This window comes from Saccharothrix sp. DSM 118769 (assembly GCF_052936295.1).
This window is the reverse complement of record NZ_CP193627.1, coordinates 284728-301213: the sequence shown is the minus strand read 5'-3', so window position 1 is coordinate 301213 and position 16486 is coordinate 284728. Positions and strand designations below refer to the sequence as shown.

Here is a 16486-nt window from a genome sequence, read left to right as displayed (position 1 = left end):
GCCGCCGTGGGCTTGTGCTCGGGGTGGTGGGCGAGCGTGGGCTTCGGCCCGGCGCTCGCGGGTTCGGCGGTGGACGGGTCGGAGGTCACGGGATCAGTGCTCATTGAGGGCTGCCAGTACTTCTCGGGCCGCTTTCGCCAGCGGGCCACGGGCGGTTTCGGGGAAGCGGCCCTGGTCGAGGGCCGCGGCGAGGCGGCGTTCCGGGCGCATGGTGGTGAGCAGCGGGAGGTCGACCGCCTCGGCCACCTCGTCGCTGGTCAGGCCGCCCGGTGACGGGCCGCGCACCACGGCGCGCAGTTGGACGCCCCGGTCGGCCACCTGGTCGACCAGGGGCTGCGCGGCCATGCACGCCTTGACGTCCGCGGGCACGACCATGACCGCCAGGTCGGCCCGGTCGAGCGCGGCGCACGCGGCGGCGGTGAGCTGGCGCGGGACGTCGCACACGACGGTGCCGCCCGCCCGCCTGCCCGCCTCGACGACCGCCACCACGGCGGCGGGTTCGGGGCCCGGCCCCGTCCGGCCGCAGGACAGCACGGTCAGGCTGCCGCGCTTGCCGGTGCGGCCGGGCAGCGCCGAGCGGAGCGCCGACGCCGGGACGCGACCGCCCTTGAGGTGCAGGGTGGGCCACCGCAGGCCCTCCTGGCGCTCGGCGCCCAGCGTCAGGTCGAGGCCGCCGCCGAGGGGGTCGCAGTCGACCAGCAGGCCGTGGCCGCCGGACGACAGCACGGCCTGGCCCACGGCCACCGCCAGGACCGACGCGCCCGCACCGCCACGCGCGCCCAGGACCGCGAGGACCCGACCGTCGCCGGAGGGACCTTCGAGGGCGTCGGCGAACGCGGCCCGCAGCGCCGCCTGGCCGGCCGGCAGCTCCAGCACCTGCTCCGCGCCCAGCGCGAGGGCGCGCCGCCACGTCGCCTCACCCGGTGGACCGGTGGCCACGACGTGCAGCCCTGACCTGCGGGGCAGTTCCCCGGCGGCGCACGCCTCCGCCGCCGCCTCGTCCAGCACCACCAGCGGCACATCCTGCCAGCGGGCGCGCAGCGCGGGCACGTCGGCGGCGCGCTCCACCTCGCAGCCGACCACCGCGGCGGCGTGCAGGACCTCGTCCAGCAGCGCCGCGTCGGACACCAGGACCACGGGCCGTTCCATCGTTCCTCCCGAGCTCGACCGATCCGGAGCGGATCTTCGGGTCCCACGGTCGCGGGCGGTGAGGAAGGACACAACGAGCCATGATCAACATGTGGACAACTCCGCGACCTGTGGACAACTCGCGGTGCGGCCGGCGCGGAGGAGGGCGGCGGCACTCGGGGAGCCGGCGCGCGGCGCCCGTCCGGAACGCGGCGCGGGAGGCGGCGGGAGGCCGCGCGAGGCGGCTGGGGAGCACCCGGAACACGGGGCCGAACCGACCCCGGACATGGGACGACCCCCGCCAGGGGGGAGGGACGGGGGTCGTCATCGGTTCAGTCCCGGGGGGTCGGACTGAACCCGTCCGGTCGAGCCGGACCCGTCTACTGTATCCCCACGGGACAAGGTCTTGCGTGTCTTCCGTTAGAGGGAAGCGGAAATTTCGCCCTACCCACACCCAGTTCGTAAAAAGACGAACGGATTCGCGCCGACCCGACCAGTCGCCCGCCCTAAGCTGGGGCCGTGACCGAGCACGCCACCGAGGGCAGCCGCGTCGCCGCGTTCTTCGACCTGGACAAGACCGTCATCGCCAGGTCGAGCACGCTGGCGTTCAGCCGGCCGTTCTTCCAAGAGGGCCTCATCAACCGGCGTGCGGTGCTCAAGAGCGCCTACGCCCAGTTCGTCTTCATGCTGGCCGGGGCCGACGACGACCAGATGGACCGGATGCGCTCGCACATCACCGCGCTCTGCCAGGGCTGGGACGTCGGGCAGGTGCGCTCGATCGTCGAGGAGACGCTGCACGACATCGTCGACCCCCTGGTCTACAAGGAGGCGACGCAGCTCATCGCCGACCACAAGGACGAGGGCCACGACGTCGTCGTGGTGTCCGCGTCCGGCGCGGAGCTGGTCGCCCCGATCGCCACCATGGTCGGCGCCACGCACAGCGTGGGCACGCGGATGGTCGTCTCGGACGGCCGGTACTCGGGCGACGTCGACTTCTACTGCGCGGGCGAGAACAAGGCCATCGCCGTGAAGCAGCTCGCCGACGAGCACGACTACGACCTGGACCGCTGCCACGCCTACTCGGACTCGATCAGCGACCTGCCGCTGCTGGAGGCGGTCGGCCACCCGACGGCGGTCAACCCGGACCGCGCGCTGCGCCGGGTCGCGGACCGGCGGGGCTGGCCGGTGCTGACGTTCTCCGACCCGGTGTCGCTGCGCGCCCGCATCCCGCGCCCCTCGGGCACGGCGGTCGCCGTCACGGCCATCGGCCTGGGCGCGGCGACGGTCGCGGGCGCGGCCTGGTACGGGCTGCGCCGCCGACGCCGGAGCTGATTCACCCGGCGCGTCCGCCCGGACAGCGGTACCGACCACCGCCGAACGCCGAAAACGCTGTCACCGCAAGGGAACCGCTACCCGGCGTCGCGTGATCGGTGCACCCCATCGAGTGCTTGCTGTGACGCCGGACACGTACTACAAATGGAGGTGCGGACCTCGGGTCGGCCAGGGACGAAGCGGAAGAGAAGCGGCGTCCTCCCCGGCAGAGCTCCGTGCGCGGACTTCGAGACACCCACGCGCAGCACGCCGCGGGAGGCTTGTCGTCTAGGGCCTGCGTACCGGGACGCCGGACGCCGAGGCCAGGTCGGTACGACACGAGTTGCACGCCTGGTAACTCGACAGTCCGCGCCGCGACGTCGGGCCCCTCGGAAGAGGGGCCCGACGTCTGTCCGCGGCCGGTTCGCGAAACCGCACCCGATCGGGTGACCCGCCAACGCCCGGTTCCCGTCGGTCCTCCACCGCACAATTCCCACGCAACGCAACCCGTTGACCCGTCTCTGTGACGTGGGTAACTTGCGGATTACGACCACCTGCTGGTGGAAGTTTTCCACGTGGGGAGGACGCAGTGCTCCGTCCGCTCGTCGCCGCCATCGCCGTGGTCGTGGCTTCCGCCGCCGCGCCACCCCTGTTCCCCGCCGCCGCCGCGCCCGACCGGGCGCAGGTCGACCAGGCGCGGGTGGCCGACCAGGCGCGGCAGCAGGCCGCCGCCGTGCTCCGCGGCCTGACGCTGGAGCAGAAGGTCGGCCAGCTGTTCGTCACCTACGTGCACGGCCAGGCGCCGGACGAGCAGCACCCCGGCAACCTGCGCGACTTCGGTGTGGCCACCCCGGCCGAGGTGGTGGCGAAGTTCCAGCCGGGCGGGGTCATCTACTTCAACAACTCCAGCTACGACAACATCGACACACCGCGCCAGATCGCCGCCCTGTCCAACGGGCTCCAGCGCGCGAGCCGCGTCCCGCTGGCCATCTCCACCGACCAGGAGATGGGCATCGTCACCCGCATCGGCGCGCCCGCCACCCAGTTCCCGGGCAACATGGCGCTCGGCGCGGGCCGCAGCGCGCAGGACGCCGAGCGCGCCGCCCGCGTCACCGCCCTCGAACTGCGCGCGATGGGCATCACCCAGAACTTCGCGCCGGACGCGGACGTCAACTCGAACCCGGCGAACCCGGTGATCGGCGTGCGCTCGTACTCCGGCGACCCGGCGCTGGCCGCCGAGCTGACCGCCGCCCAGGTGCGCGGCTACCAGGGCCGCTTCCTGGCGACGGACGCGGTGAGCGCCACCGCCAAGCACTTCCCGGGCCACGGCGACACCGCCGAGGACAGCCACACGAGCCTGCCGACCGTGGACCGGACCGCCGAGCAGTGGCGGGAGCTGGACGCGCCGCCGTTCGAGGCGGCCATCGCGGCGGGCGTCGACTCGATCATGACCGCGCACATCCAGATGCCGAGGATCGACCCGTCGGGCGAGCCGGCGACGCTGTCCAAGCCGACCCTGGACCTGCTGCGCGGAGAGCTGGGCTACGACGGCGTGGTCATCACCGACTCGCTGGCGATGGCGGGCGTGCGGCAGCTGCACAGCGACGCCGAGATCCCCGTGCTGGCGCTCAAGGCGGGCGTGGACCAGCTGCTGATGCCGGTGGACCTCCAGCTCGCGGTGGACAGCGTGCTGGCGGCCGTGCGCGCCGGTGAGCTGACCGAGCGGCGGATCGACCTGAGCGTGCTGCGGGTGCTGCGGATGAAGCTGCTGCGCGGCGTGCTGACCAGCCCGCGGGTGGACGTGGACCGGGTCGGCTCGGTCGTCGGCGCGCCGGCGCACCTGGCCGACGCGCGCCGCATCACCGACCGCACCGTCACCGCCGTGCGCAACGACGCGGGCGTGCTGCCCCTCGCCGCGAAGCCGACCGCGGCCCTGGTCACGGGCTGGGGCGAGACGACGACGCGCACCCTCGCGGGCGTCCTGGGCGGCACGGCCCTGCCGACCGGCACCGCGCCCACCGAGGCGCAGGTCGCCGCCGCCGTGCAGGCGGCGGCGAACGCGGACCTCGTGGTCGTGCTGACCAACGGCCTGGCCGCCCGGCCGGCCCAGCAGACCCTGCTGACCAGGCTGCTCGCCACCGGCAAGCCCGTGGTCGCGGTGGCCGCGCAGAACCCGTACGACGTGGCGCACACCGCCGCGCCGACGTGGCTGGCCACCTACTCCTACAGCGCGGTGTCGATGGAGTCGCTGGCCCGGGTGATCACCGGCGAGGTGCGGCCCGCCGGGAAGCTGCCGGTGGACGTGCCCGGCCCCACGCCGTACCCCTTCGGCCACGGCCTGGCCTGGTGAGCGCCGTGGACCGCAGGAACTTCCTCGCCGGCGCGCTCGCCGCGCCCGCCCTCGCCGCACTGCCCTCCGCACTGCCCCCCGCCGCGCTGTCCCCCGCCGCGTCCGCCCACCCCGACCGGCCGAGGGCGGTCGAGACCGGCGCGGAGCAGCTGGCCGCCGACGGCTGGCGGCGGTTCGCGGGCCGCCGGGTCGGCGTCGTCACCAACCCGACCGGCGCGCTGCGCGACCAGACCCACGTCGTCGACTCGATGGTCGCCGCGGGCGTGGTGCCGGTGGCCGCGTTCGGCCCGGAGCACGGCTTCCGCGGCACGGCGCAGGCCGGCGGCTCGGAGGGCGACTACCTCGACCCGCGCACCGGCGTCCCGGTCTACGACGCGTACGGCGCGAACGCCGCCAAGTTCGCCGGCATGGTCGCCAAGGCGGGCGTGGACACGCTGGTGTTCGACATCGCGGACATCGGCGCGCGCTTCTACACCTACATCTGGACGATGTACACGGCGATGCAGGCCGCCGCCGCGACCGGCGCGCGGTTCGTCGTCCTCGACCGCCCCAACCCGGTCGGCGGCACGGCCCGCGGCCCGCAGCTCGACCCGGCCTACGCCACCGGCGTCGGCCGCAAGCCGATCGCCCAGCAGCACGGCATGACGATCGGCGAGCTGGCCCGGTTCTTCAACGGCGAGTTCCTGCCGGCCGACGGCGGCCGGGTGGCCGAGCTGGAGGTCGTCGACGTCAGGGGCTGGCGCCGCGACCGGCTCGACACCGGCCTGCCGTGGGTCCCGCCCAGCCCCAACGTGCCGACGCGCGACACCGCGCTGGTCTACCCCGGCACGTGCCTGTTCGAGGGCCTGGTGTTCTCCGAGGGCCGCGGCACGACCCGCCCGTTCGAGACGATCGGCGCGCCGGGCCTGGACTGGCGGTGGGCCGAGGACCTGAACGCGCTGGACCTGCCGGGCGTCCGGTTCCGCGAGACCCACTTCACGCCGACGTTCAACAAGTTCGCGAACCAGCTGTGCGGCGGGGTGGCCCTGCACCTCACCGACCCGGACCGGTTCGACGCGCCGCGCACCGCCGTGGCCATGATCGTCGCCGCGAAAGCCCGGTTCCCGCAGGTGTTCGCGTGGCGACCGGACAACTGGATCGACAAGCTCAGCGGCTCGGACCGGATGCGCCGCATGGTCGACGCGGGCGCGGGCACCGACGAGGTGGTCGGCGCCTGGTCCGAGGAGCTCGCCGCGTTCGACCGCACCCGCCGGCAATACCTGCGCTACCGGTAGATGGAGAAGCGATGCGCGTCCCCGCCCTGCTTGTCGCCACCACCCTCGTGATCACGACGCCGGCCCACGCCACCGGGGGCCGCGAGGCCCGCTTCGACCGGCCGCACGACGGCTGGGCGCACAGCTCCGTGCTGCGCGCCGGCACCCCGGAACGGGTCGGGCTCGACCCGGCCCCGATCGACGCCGCCCTGGACCGGGTCGAGCAGTACACGCGGCCCGACGCGACCGGTCACCCCCTGTTCGCGGGCGCCGTCACGCTGCTCGCGCACGAGGGCACCGTGGTGACGCACGAGCCGACGGGCTGGGCGGTCCGCTACGGCGACGGCTCGGGCGTCGAGCTGCCCGAGGACCAGCGGGTGCCGATGACCCGCGACACGATCTTCGACCTGGCGTCCATCTCGAAGCTGTTCACGTCGGTCGTCGTGATGCGCCAGCACGAGCTGGGCAGGTTCGGGCTGGACGACCCGGTCGCCGAGCACCTGCCCGAGTTCGGCGTCAACGGCAAGTCGTCGATCACGGTGAAGCAGCTGCTGACGCACACGTCCGGCCTGGTGGCGTGGCTGCCGCTGTGGTCGCAGTACCCGGACGTGCCGTCGCGGGTGAAGGCCGTCATGGACACCACGCCGGTCAACCCGCCGGGCACCGCCTACGTCTACTCCGACCTGAACCTGATCACGCTGGGCCTGCTGGCGCGGAAGTGGTCGGGCAAGCCGCTGGACGTGCTGGTCCGCGAGGGCATCACCGCGCCGCTGGGGCTCAAGGACACCGGCTACAACCCGCCCGCGAGCAAGCTCGACCGGATCGCGGCGACCGAGTACCAGGCGAACCGGGGCGTCGTGCGCGGCGTCGTGCACGACGAGAACGCGTGGTCGCTGGGCGGTGTCGCCGGGCACGCGGGCGTGTTCTCCACCGCCCGCGAACTGGCCGTGCTGGGCCAGGCGATCCTCAACGGCGGCTCGTACGGCGGGCGGCGCGTCCTGCGTCCCGAGACCGTCGAGCTGATGCTCACCGACTTCAACCAGGCGTTCCCGGGCAACTCGCACGGCCTGGGCTTCGAGCTGGACCAGCGCTGGTACATGGGCGCGCTGACCTCGCCGAGGGCCGCCGGGCACACCGGGTTCACCGGCACCACGCTGGTGCTCGACCCGCTGTCCGGGTCGATCGCGATCCTGCTGACCAACCGCGTGCACCCGAGCCGCGGTTGGGGCTCGATCAACCCGGCCCGCCGGGTCGTCGCGGACGGCCTGGCGCGGGCGATGGCCGTGAAACCCCGGCACGGCACCGCGCACACCCCGGTCACGGCCGGCGGCACGCTCACCACCCGCCCCCTGGAACAGCGCTCCGAGCAGCAGAAACTGGTGTTCGACGCGTTCGTCGACCTCGACCCGGCCGACTCGGTCGTGGTGGAGGCGACTAACGACGGCACGACGTGGCGCGATATCAAGGTGTTGAGCGGGTACGGGCAGCGGCGGTGGGAACGGGTCGAGGTCGTGACCGGGGCGGCGCTGGCGTTCCGCTGGCGGTACGCGCAGGGCACCGGGTACGGCGGCCGGGGCGCGTACGTCGACTCGGTGCGCATCACCGACCGGCGGGGCGTCCTGCTCGACGCGGAGCGCGAACCGGAGGGGTTGCACTCCGCAGGGTGGCGGGTAGCGGACCGTTAGTCACCCGCCTTGCCGCCAACCGGTGGGATTCGGTCACGGTTGGGGTGAGTTGCACCCACCCTGCGTTGACCGCCCGTTGAACGGTTAGTAAGTTTCCCACGTGTCCACCGAGAGCACTGCCGACACCAGCCCCCTGGTCACGATCCGCTCGCTCCTGCCGGGCCTCGCCCGCGCGGAGCAGCGGGTGGCCAAGGTCGTGCTGGACAACCCGGCGACCGTCGCCCACCGCAGCATCACCGAGGTCGCCGAGGCCGCGGGGACCAGCGAGACGACGGTGACCCGGTTCTGCAAGGCCATCGGGGTGGGCGGCTACCCCGAGCTGCGCATCGCGCTGGCCGCCGACACCGCGCGCACGTCGATGCGCACCGACCGGGACCTGGGCGGCGACATCGGTCCGGGCGACGACCTGCGGCAAGTCGTGGGCAAGGTGGCGTTCGCCGACGCGCGCGCGGTCGAGGAGACCGCCGAGCAGCTGAACGTGGACACGCTCGAAGCGGTCGTCGAGGCGGTCGCGGCCGCGGGCCGGGTGGACGTCTACGGGTTCGGGGCCAGCGCGTTCGTCGCCTTCGACCTCCAGCAGAAGCTGCACCGCATAGGGCGCACCTGCTTCGCGTGGAACGACACGCACATCGCGCTCACCTCCGCCGCCGTCCTCACCCCCGCGGACGTCGCGGTCGGCATCTCGCACACCGGCTCGACCTCGGAGACCGTCGAGGCGCTCCGGGTCGCCGGCGACCGGGGCGCGACCACGGTGGCGCTGACGAACTTCCCGCGCTCGCCGATCAGCGAGGTCGCCGACCACGTGCTGACCACGGCGGCCCGCGAGACCACGTTCCGCTCGGGCGCGATGGCCAGCCGCATCGCGCAGCTGACCGTCATCGACTGCCTGTTCATCGGGGTCGCCCAGCGGCACGTGGACAGCGCGAAGACCGCCCTGGAGGCGACGTACGACGCGGTGGCGGGCCACCGGCTGGGCGCCAGGCCGGACGGCCGGCGTCGCCGGGAGACCGCTAAATGACGCCGCCGCGGCACGACGTCGTGGTCACCGTGGAATCCCCCACCGAGGCCAGGAACCCGAGGACGGAGGACATCGACCGGCTGTCCACGCTGGACGTGCTGCGGCTGATCAACACCGAGGACCACCTGGTCCCGGACGCGGTGGCCGCCGTGCTGCCCGAGCTGGCGCGGGCCGCCGACCTGGCCGTGGGCGCGCTGCGGGCCGGCGGACGGGTGCACTACGTGGGCGCGGGCACGTCCGGCCGGCTGGCCACGCTCGACGCCGCCGAGCTGGTGCCCACGTTCAACGCGCCGCCGGACTGGTTCGTCGCGCACCACGCGGGCGGGCGGGAGGCCCTGGTCAACGCGGTGGAGAACGTGGAGGACCAGGCGTCCGCCGGCGCCGCCGAGATCCGCAGGCACGCGGCGGCGGGCGACCTGGTGCTGGGCGTCACGGCGTCCGGCCGCACGCCGTTCGTCGTGGCCGCGCTGGAGGAGGCCCGCACGATGGGCGCCCGCACGGTCCTGGTGTCGAACAACCCGACCGCGCCCGCACCCGTCGACGTCGACGTGCTGATCGCGGTGGACACCGGTCCGGAGGCCATCGCCGGGTCGACCCGGATGAAGGCGGGCTCGTCGCAGAAGCTGGTGCTGACGTCGTTCTCGACGGCGGTCATGGTCCGGCTGGGCCGCACCTACTCGAACCTGATGGTGTCGATGCGCGCCACGAACGCCAAGCTGCGCGGTCGCACGGTGCGCATCCTGCGCGAGGCGACCGGCCTGACCGAGGAGGACTGCGCGGCGGCGCTGGCCGACGCGGGCGGCGACCTCAAGGTGGCGCTGGTGCACCTGCTGGCCGACGTGCCGACCGCGCGGGCCGCCGACGCGCTGGACCGGACGCAGGGCCACGTGCGGCAGGCGCTCAGCCTGTTGGCACCGGGCGCCACGGGATAGGCGTGGACAGGACCATCGCGCTGGACGTCTCCCCGTAGCCGCCCAGCCGCACGAGCATCCGTTCCAGCTCGCTGACCGACGTGGTGACGACCTTGACCACCGAGCAGATGTCACCGGTCAGCCGCACCACCTCGACCACCTCGGGGCAGTCGTCGAGCAGCTCGGGGTGCACGGTGATGCACCGCGCGCCGTAGCACTTCATCCGGACCAGGGCGACGACCGGCCGCCCCACCGCCGTCGGGTCGACCGTCGCGCGGTAGCCGGTGATGACGCCCGCGTTCTCCAGCCGCCGCACCCGCTGCGCCGCGGTCGGCGGCGACACGTGCACGCGCCGGGCCAGCTCGTTGTACGACAGCCGCGCGTCGTCCTGGAGCGCCTCCAGCAGGGCGCGGTCGACACCGTCCAGCTCGATGTTCATGACCGTGAAGCCATCCGTCCGAATCATTTGTGAACGTGAGAAGTTCGCTGGTCAGGGTATCCCGACAGCTCTTCAGATCACCCGATCGCCGGGCGATGATGGTGGTCATGACGTGTCCGGTCCCACCCAAACTCGACTTCGGCGGCACCACGCCCTACGAGGACTACGTGCACGCCTCCGTGCTGCACGGCCTCCAGCAGCAGTGGTCCGACGACCCGCGCGAGATGTCGTTCCTGGTGGTCACGCAGGTCATGGAGCTGTACTTCGGCCTGCTGTGCTTCGAGTGGCGGCACGCCCAGCGGGAGCTGCGCGCCGACGACGTGCCCGGCGCCGTGCGCACCCTGCGCCGCAGCGAGCTGCACATGCAGGCGCTGAACGCGGCGTGGCGGCCCATCGCCCGGATGACGCCCGGCGAGTTCAACTCGTTCCGGGACGCCCTCGGCGAGGGCTCGGGCTTCCAGTCCGGCCGCTACCGCGAGGTGGAGTTCCTGCTCGGCGAGAAGTCCCGCTCGCTGCTCGTGCCGCACCGCGCCGTGCCGGCCCAGCACGACGCCCTGGAGGCGCTGCTGCACGAGCCGAGCCTGTACGACGACGTGCTCGCGCTCCTGCACCGCCGGGGCAAGCCGATCCCCGCCGACGTGCTCACCCGTGACGTCAGCGAGGGCTACCGGCCCAACGCCGAGGTCGAGGCGGTGTGGGCGGACGTCTACCGCGACGGGCCGCGCGACCTGCTGGAGCTGGGCGAGGCGCTGACCGACGTCGCCGAGGAGTTCACCCGCTGGCGGCACGACCACCTGCTCGCGACCCGCCGCTCGATGGGCGCGAAGACCGGCACCGGCGGTTCGGCCGGCGTCGCGTGGCTGGAGAAGCGCGCGCAGCGCTCCGTCTTCCCCGAACTGTGGACCGCGAGGAGCTACGTGTGAACGTCGACCCGTTGGCGCACGTGCGCGACCTGTTCGACCTGGACGACGACGTCGTCTACCTGGACGGCAACTCGCTCGGCGCGCCGCCGAAGGCCGTGGCCGGGCGCGTGCGCGACGTCGTGGAGCGGCAGTGGGGCCGCCGGCTCATCCGCAGCTGGTCCGAGGGCTGGTGGGAGGCCCCGGAGCGGGTCGGCAACCGGATCGGGCGGCTCGTCGGCGCGGGCCCCGGCCAGGTCGTGGTGGCGGACTCGACGAGCGTGAACCTGTTCAAGGCGCTCATGGCGGCGGTCCGCAACACCGACCGGGCCGAGATCGTGGTCGACGCCGGGACGTTCCCCACCGACGGCTACATCGCGCGGTCGGTGGCGGAGCTGACCGGGCTCGCGCTGCGGCCCGCGCCGCCGGAGGAGCTGGACCTGCGGGACACGACGGCGGTCGTGCTGCTCAACCACGTCGACTACCTCACCGGCCGGCTGCTGGACATGGCGGAGCTGACGCGGCAGGCGCACGACGTGGGCGCGAAGGTCGTGTGGGACCTGTGCCACAGCGCCGGCGTGCTGCCGATCGAGCTGGACGCGCTCGGCGTGGACCTCGCGGTCGGCTGCACGTACAAGTTCCTCAACGGCGGGCCCGGGTCGCCCGCGTTCCTGTACGTGCCGAAGCACGCGCAGCACGCGTTCGAGCAGCCGTTGACCGGGTGGACGGGCCACGAGGTGCCGTTCGCGATGGCGGACGAGTACACGCCCGACCCCGGCGTGTCCCGGGCGCGCGTGGGCACGCCGGACATCCTGTCGATGCTGGCGCTCGACGCCGCGCTGGACGTGTGGGACGACGTGTCGCTGGTGGACGTGCGGGCGAAGGGCCTGGCGCTGACCGCGCACTTCATGCGCCTGGTCGAGGGCCTGCCGGGCATCGAGGTGATCACCCCGGCCGACGAGCGGCGCGGCCACCAGGTCAGCCTGCGGCACCCGGAGGCGCGGCGGCTGGTGGAGGAGCTGGCGGCCCGCGACGTCCTGGGCGACCACCGCCCGCCGGACGTCCTCCGCTTCGGCTTCGCGCCGCTCTACAACACGTTCGACGAGGCCGAGCGGGCCGCGACCACCCTGAAAGAACTCCTCTGACCCGCGAGAGTCCAACCTCCAGGCCCCGAGAGTCCAACGCTCAGGTCGCGAGAGTCGTACCTCCAGGACCCCTGAGTTCTACGTCCGGAACGTAGAGCTCAGGGGTCCTGAGTGTTGGACTCTCGGGGCCCCGGCGTTGGACTCTCGGGGCCTGGGCGTTGGACTCTCGCGGGGTCAGGGGGTGGCGGCGTCGGCGATGCTGCGGGCTTCGCGGGCGCCGGCTTCGAGGGTCTCGCAGTGGAACAGGAGCCAGCGGGTGACGCCCTCGGGGTCACCGGTGGAGAAGCCGTGCAGGGCGGCGGCGTAGTCGTTGCGGCGGCGCAGGCACATCACCTCCGGCACGCCCAGGGACTTCGGGTCGAGCCCCGTCGCGATGGACGCCAGGCGGGACGCGGCGCGGGCGACGACGCCGTTGGCCGTGCCGAACGGCGACAGCGACATCAGCTCGCCGTGCACCACGGCCACCAGCAGCGGACCGGGGACGGACGTGCCGCCGGTCACCAGCTGGGCCAGCAGGCCCAGGCGCTGCGACACGTCCGGCACCGCGCGGGGACGGCCCAGCTCACCGCCCAGGTCGGCCCCCGCCAGGACGTGCAGCCTGGCCAGCGCCTGGAGCGGCGCGCGCTGCCACGTCGGCAGCAGCACGCCCAGCGCCTCGGCCACGCGCAGCGCACCCGCCAGCACGGGGTCGGTGACCGAACCGTCCTCGGGGATGTCGGTGGCACCGCCTTCGAGCGCGGCGGAGGCGCGGGCGGCGCGCACGGACGCCTCGGCCGCGGTGGTCGCCCAGCCGCGCAGGTTCACCCGGTGCCGGTGCACCTGGAACACGGCGTCGCGGGCCGAGTCGACGGCGTCGGCCACACCGGGCAGGCCCAGCAGCGGGGCGAGCGGATCGGTCACGGGACCGCACACTACCCGCCGGTAAGTGGCTATTCGCACCAAGCCGGAATTGGCTATCCGAACAGGCCAATCGTCGGGATAGGTTCGCCGCATGACCTGGTACGACCGCCCTGTGCTCACCGGTTCCCACGTCCGCCTCGAACCCCTGTCGCCCGACCACGCCGAGGGCCTGCACGAGGCGGGCAAGGACCCCGACACCTGGACGTGGCTCAGCTCGCACCAGCCGAAGACCCTCGACGACACCCGCGCCTACGTCGAACGGGCGCTCGCCGACCCCGACCGCCTGCCCTGGGCGCAGGTCGACCCCCGCACCGGCGAGGTCGCGGGCACCACGTCGTACTACGAGATCGACCCGGTGCACCGGGGCCTCTACATCGGCCACACCTGGATCGGCACGCGCTGGCAGCGCACCGCGCTCAACACCGACGCCAAGCTCCTGCTGCTGACCAGGGCGTTCGAGGTCCTCGGCGCGCACCGCGTCGGCTGGCACACGGACCTGCGCAACGAGCGGTCGCAGAAGGCGATCGAACGGCTGGGCGCGACCCGCGAGGGCGTGCTGCGGGTGCACCGCGTCCGCCCGGACGGCACGCTGCGCGACACCGTCGTGTACTCGATGACGGCCGCCGAGTGGCCGGCGCTCAAGGCCCGCCTGCACAGCTGACCCGCCCGCGTGACCTGTCTCACGCGAGGTGCCGCTCGTCGCAACTTGTGTGTCGTTCGGCCGGATCACGGTGGTCAGTGCCGCGGGACCGGGTTACACAGTTACCCACGCGTTTCGAAACCGGCCAAAATTGGTCTGAACCTTTTGGGTGCGCAGTGAGCTGAATCGCACTACGGTCAGTGCGCACCACACTGATTCAGGAGGTACGCCCCGCCATGACAGAGCCGCAAGCCGCCCTGGACAACCTGTCGACCGAGAACAGGAAGTTCCCGCCCAGCGACGAGTTCGCCGCGCAGGCCAACGCCACCGCCGCGCTCTACGGGGAGGCGGACGCCGACCGCGAGGCGTTCTGGGCGAAGCAGGCCGAGCGGCTGTCCTGGGACACGAAGTGGACGCAGGTCCTCGACTGGTCGAACGCGCCGTTCGCGAAGTGGTTCGTCGGCGGCAAGCTCAACGTCGCGTACAACTGCGTCGACCGGCACGTCGAGTCCGGCCACGGAGAGCAGGTCGCCATCCACTGGGAGGGCGAACCCGGCGACAGCCGGACCATCACCTACGCCGACCTCCAGCGCGAGGTCTCCAAGGCGGCGAACGCCCTGGTCGAACTGGGTGTCGGGGCCGAGGACCGGGTCGCCATCTACATGCCGATGGTGCCCGAGGCGATCTTCTCCATGCTCGCCTGCGCCCGCCTGGGCGCGCTGCACAGCGTGGTGTTCGGCGGCTTCTCCGCGGAGGCCCTGCGCACCCGCATCGAGGACTCGCGGGCCAAGCTCGTGATCACCACGGACGGCCAGTACCGGCGCGGCAAGCCGGCGGCGCTCAAGCCCGCCGTGGACGAGGCCGTCGCCAACGCCGCGAGCGTCGAGCACGTCCTCGTGGTCAAGCGGACCGACACCGAGGTCGAGTGGACCGAGGGCCGCGACGTGTGGTGGCACGACCTGGTCGACCGCCAGGCCGAGCAGCACACCCCGGAGGCGTTCGACTCCGAGCACCCGCTGTTCATCCTCTACACGTCGGGCACCACGGGTAACCCGAAGGGCATCCTGCACACGTCGGGCGGCTACCTGACCCAGGCGTCGTACACGCACCACGCCGTGTTCGACCTCAAGCCGGACACCGACGTCTACTGGTGCACCGCCGACATCGGCTGGGTCACCGGCCACAGCTACATCGTGTACGGCCCGCTGTCGAACCGCGTCACGCAGGTCGTCTACGAGGGCACGCCGAACACCCCGGACGAGGGCCGGCACTGGCAGGTCGTGCAGAAGTACGGCGTGTCGATCTACTACACCGCGCCGACGCTGATCCGCACGTTCATGAAGTGGGGCGCGGACATCCCCGCCAAGTACGACCTGTCGTCCCTGCGCGTGCTGGGCAGCGTCGGCGAGCCGATCAACCCCGAGGCGTGGATCTGGTACCGGGAGACCATCGGCGCGGGCAAGACGCCGATCGTCGACACGTGGTGGCAGACCGAGACCGGCGCGATCATGATCTCCCCGCTGCCCGGCGCGACCGCGACCAAGCCCGGTTCGGCGCAGAGGCCGCTGCCCGGCATCGGCGCGAAGGTCGTCGACGACCAGGGCAACGAGGTCCCGCACGGCGGTGGCGGCTACCTGGTGCTCGACGAGCCGTGGCCGTCGATGCTGCGCGGCATCTGGGGCGACGAGCAGCGCTACCGCGACACCTACTGGTCGCGGTTCGGCGAGCAGGGCTTCTACTTCGCGGGCGACGGCGCGAAGTACGACGCGGACGGCGACATCTGGCTGCTGGGCCGGGTGGACGACGTGATGAACGTGTCCGGGCACCGCATCTCCACCACCGAGGTCGAGTCCGCGCTGGTCTCGCACCCGACGGTGGCCGAGGCGGCGGTCGTCGGCGCGACCGACCCGACCACCGGCCAGGGCATCGTGGCGTTCGTGATCCTGCGCGGCGGCGTCGCCGAGGGCTCGGACGGCGCGGAGGCGATCAAGGCGCTGCGCGACCACGTGGCCAAGGAGATCGGCCCCATCGCGAAGCCGCGGCAGATCATGGTCGTGCCGGAGCTGCCGAAGACCCGCTCGGGCAAGATCATGCGCCGCCTGCTGCGCGACGTGGCGGAGAACCGGCAGGTCGGCGACGTCACGACGCTCGCCGACTCGTCCGTCATGGAGCTGATCTCCCAGGGCCTGAAGACGGGTTCCGCGGAGGACTGACCGACCGCGGCGGGGGCGTCTCCCGGACCGGGGAGGCGCCCCCGCCGCGTCGCGGCCGAAACCCGTCGCCGGGTCATCAGCCGGTCGAGCGGTGACGGCCGCGCGGGCGTGGCACGATGGCGCGGTGACCAGCGCTCGGGAGAACACCAACGGCAGCGGGCTGCCACCTGTCCCGTCCATCCCGTTGACCGCGGAGAGCCCGGCGATGATCGCGGGCGAGACGTCCATCGGCGGTCTCGTGCGCGACGCGACGGCGCACCTGTCCACGCTGGTCAGGGCCGAGGTCGAACTGGCCAAGTCCGAGGTGGCCGGCGAGATCAAGAAGGGCGTGAAGGGCAGCGTCTACTTCATCGTCGCCCTGGCCGTGCTGCTGTTCAGCTCCTTTTTCTTCTTCTTCTTCGGCGCCGAGCTGCTCGACGTGTGGCTGCCGCGCTGGTCGGCGTTCCTGATCGTGTTCGTGCTGATGCTCGTCACGGCCGGGCTGTTCGCGTTCCTCGGCTACCGCAAGGTGAAGAAGTTGCGCGCGCCGCAGCGGACCATCGACTCGGCCAAGGACACGGTCGCGGCGCTGCGCCACCGAGACGCCCGCTGACG

The 16486-nt window shown here is 72.9% G+C and carries 14 protein-coding genes; 11 read left to right on the top strand and 3 right to left on the bottom strand.

Translation table 11 applies throughout. The features are described from left to right. Nucleotides 1-93 precede the first annotated feature (93 nt). Entirely contained in the window at nucleotides 94-1149 is a 1056-nt protein-coding gene (gene ssd / locus ACRAKJ_RS01495; RefSeq protein WP_438921056.1) for a septum site-determining protein Ssd, read from the bottom strand. 498 nt (nucleotides 1150-1647) lie between these two features. Here ssd and ACRAKJ_RS01490 point away from each other — a divergent pair, with 498 nt between their 5' ends. The 6 genes from ACRAKJ_RS01490 (at nucleotide 1648) to murQ (ending at nucleotide 9677) form a co-directional block, all read left to right on the top strand. Continuing rightward, entirely contained in the window at nucleotides 1648-2460 is an 813-nt protein-coding gene (locus ACRAKJ_RS01490; protein ID WP_438921055.1) for an HAD-IB family hydrolase, read from the top strand. Nucleotides 2461-3028: 568 nt separating this feature from the next. Continuing rightward, a complete protein-coding gene (locus ACRAKJ_RS01485; RefSeq protein ID WP_438921054.1) occupies nucleotides 3029-4789 on the top strand; it encodes a glycoside hydrolase family 3 N-terminal domain-containing protein in 1761 nt (586 codons plus the stop codon). Nucleotides 4790-4794: 5 nt separating this feature from the next. Beyond that, nucleotides 4795-6063, top strand: coding sequence for an exo-beta-N-acetylmuramidase NamZ domain-containing protein (locus ACRAKJ_RS01480; protein ID WP_438921053.1), 1269 nt, complete (start codon nucleotides 4795-4797; stop codon nucleotides 6061-6063). Between the two features lie 11 nt (nucleotides 6064-6074). After that, complete coding sequence (locus tag ACRAKJ_RS01475) at nucleotides 6075-7727, top strand: serine hydrolase (protein WP_438921052.1); 1653 nt, start codon at nucleotides 6075-6077, stop codon at nucleotides 7725-7727. Nucleotides 7728-7827: 100 nt separating this feature from the next. Further along, on the top strand, nucleotides 7828-8745 hold the full coding sequence (locus ACRAKJ_RS01470) for an SIS domain-containing protein (protein WP_438921051.1): 918 nt from the start codon (nucleotides 7828-7830) through the stop codon (nucleotides 8743-8745). Then, the gene (murQ, locus tag ACRAKJ_RS01465; protein ID WP_438921050.1) at nucleotides 8742-9677 is read left to right on the top strand and encodes an N-acetylmuramic acid 6-phosphate etherase; all 936 of its coding nucleotides are present in this window, start codon (nucleotides 8742-8744) and stop codon (nucleotides 9675-9677) included. The genes ACRAKJ_RS01470 and murQ overlap by 4 nt, the downstream gene beginning before the upstream one ends. On the opposite strand, the gene ACRAKJ_RS01460 is transcribed toward murQ, so the two are convergent. Then, nucleotides 9646-10095 carry a winged helix-turn-helix transcriptional regulator gene (locus ACRAKJ_RS01460; RefSeq protein WP_438921049.1) on the bottom strand — a complete coding sequence of 150 codons (450 nt, stop codon included), beginning with the start codon at nucleotides 10093-10095 and terminating at the stop codon, nucleotides 9646-9648. The genes murQ and ACRAKJ_RS01460 overlap by 32 nt on opposite strands. 107 nt (nucleotides 10096-10202) lie before the next feature. Here ACRAKJ_RS01460 and ACRAKJ_RS01455 point away from each other — a divergent pair, with 107 nt between their 5' ends. Both ACRAKJ_RS01455 and kynU read left to right on the top strand, forming a co-directional pair. Next, nucleotides 10203-11018, top strand: a complete 816-nt coding sequence (locus tag ACRAKJ_RS01455) for a tryptophan 2,3-dioxygenase family protein (protein WP_438921048.1) — start codon at nucleotides 10203-10205, stop codon at nucleotides 11016-11018. After that, nucleotides 11015-12139, top strand: coding sequence for a kynureninase (gene kynU, locus ACRAKJ_RS01450; RefSeq protein ID WP_438921047.1), 1125 nt, complete (start codon nucleotides 11015-11017; stop codon nucleotides 12137-12139). Before ACRAKJ_RS01455 ends, kynU begins: the two co-directional genes overlap by 4 nt. A 174-nt stretch (nucleotides 12140-12313) precedes the next feature. Here kynU and ACRAKJ_RS01445 read toward each other — a convergent pair whose 3' ends face one another. Beyond that, on the bottom strand, nucleotides 12314-13039 hold the full coding sequence (locus ACRAKJ_RS01445) for an oxidoreductase (protein WP_438921046.1): 726 nt from the start codon (nucleotides 13037-13039) through the stop codon (nucleotides 12314-12316). A 91-nt stretch (nucleotides 13040-13130) separates the two neighbouring features. Here ACRAKJ_RS01445 and ACRAKJ_RS01440 point away from each other — a divergent pair, with 91 nt between their 5' ends. The 3 genes from ACRAKJ_RS01440 (at nucleotide 13131) to ACRAKJ_RS01430 (ending at nucleotide 16484) form a co-directional block, all read left to right on the top strand. Further along, nucleotides 13131-13700, top strand: a complete 570-nt coding sequence (locus ACRAKJ_RS01440; RefSeq protein ID WP_438921045.1) for a GNAT family N-acetyltransferase — start codon at nucleotides 13131-13133, stop codon at nucleotides 13698-13700. Nucleotides 13701-13915: 215 nt separating this feature from the next. Continuing rightward, the gene (acs, locus tag ACRAKJ_RS01435) at nucleotides 13916-15892 is read left to right on the top strand and encodes an acetate--CoA ligase (RefSeq protein WP_438921044.1); all 1977 of its coding nucleotides are present in this window, start codon (nucleotides 13916-13918) and stop codon (nucleotides 15890-15892) included. Nucleotides 15893-16016: 124 nt separating this feature from the next. Continuing rightward, on the top strand, nucleotides 16017-16484 hold the full coding sequence (locus tag ACRAKJ_RS01430; protein ID WP_438921043.1) for a phage holin family protein: 468 nt from the start codon (nucleotides 16017-16019) through the stop codon (nucleotides 16482-16484). Nucleotides 16485-16486 lie beyond the last annotated feature (2 nt).

Bases quoted from the DNA above. Each gene is read 5' to 3' on its own strand.
- ACRAKJ_RS01460 (WP_438921049.1), bottom strand. From the start codon at position 10,095: ATGAACATCGAGCTGGACGGTGTCGACCGCGCCCTGCTGGAGGCGCTC.
- ACRAKJ_RS01475 (WP_438921052.1), top strand. From the start codon at position 6,075: ATGCGCGTCCCCGCCCTGCTTGTCGCCACCACCCTCGTGATCACGACG.
- ssd (WP_438921056.1), bottom strand. From the start codon at position 1,149: ATGGAACGGCCCGTGGTCCTGGTGTCCGACGCGGCGCTGCTGGACGAG.
- ACRAKJ_RS01440 (WP_438921045.1), top strand. From the start codon at position 13,131: ATGACCTGGTACGACCGCCCTGTGCTCACCGGTTCCCACGTCCGCCTC.
- acs (WP_438921044.1), top strand. From the start codon at position 13,916: ATGACAGAGCCGCAAGCCGCCCTGGACAACCTGTCGACCGAGAACAGG.
- ACRAKJ_RS01455 (WP_438921048.1), top strand. From the start codon at position 10,203: ATGACGTGTCCGGTCCCACCCAAACTCGACTTCGGCGGCACCACGCCC.
- murQ (WP_438921050.1), top strand. From the start codon at position 8,742: ATGACGCCGCCGCGGCACGACGTCGTGGTCACCGTGGAATCCCCCACC.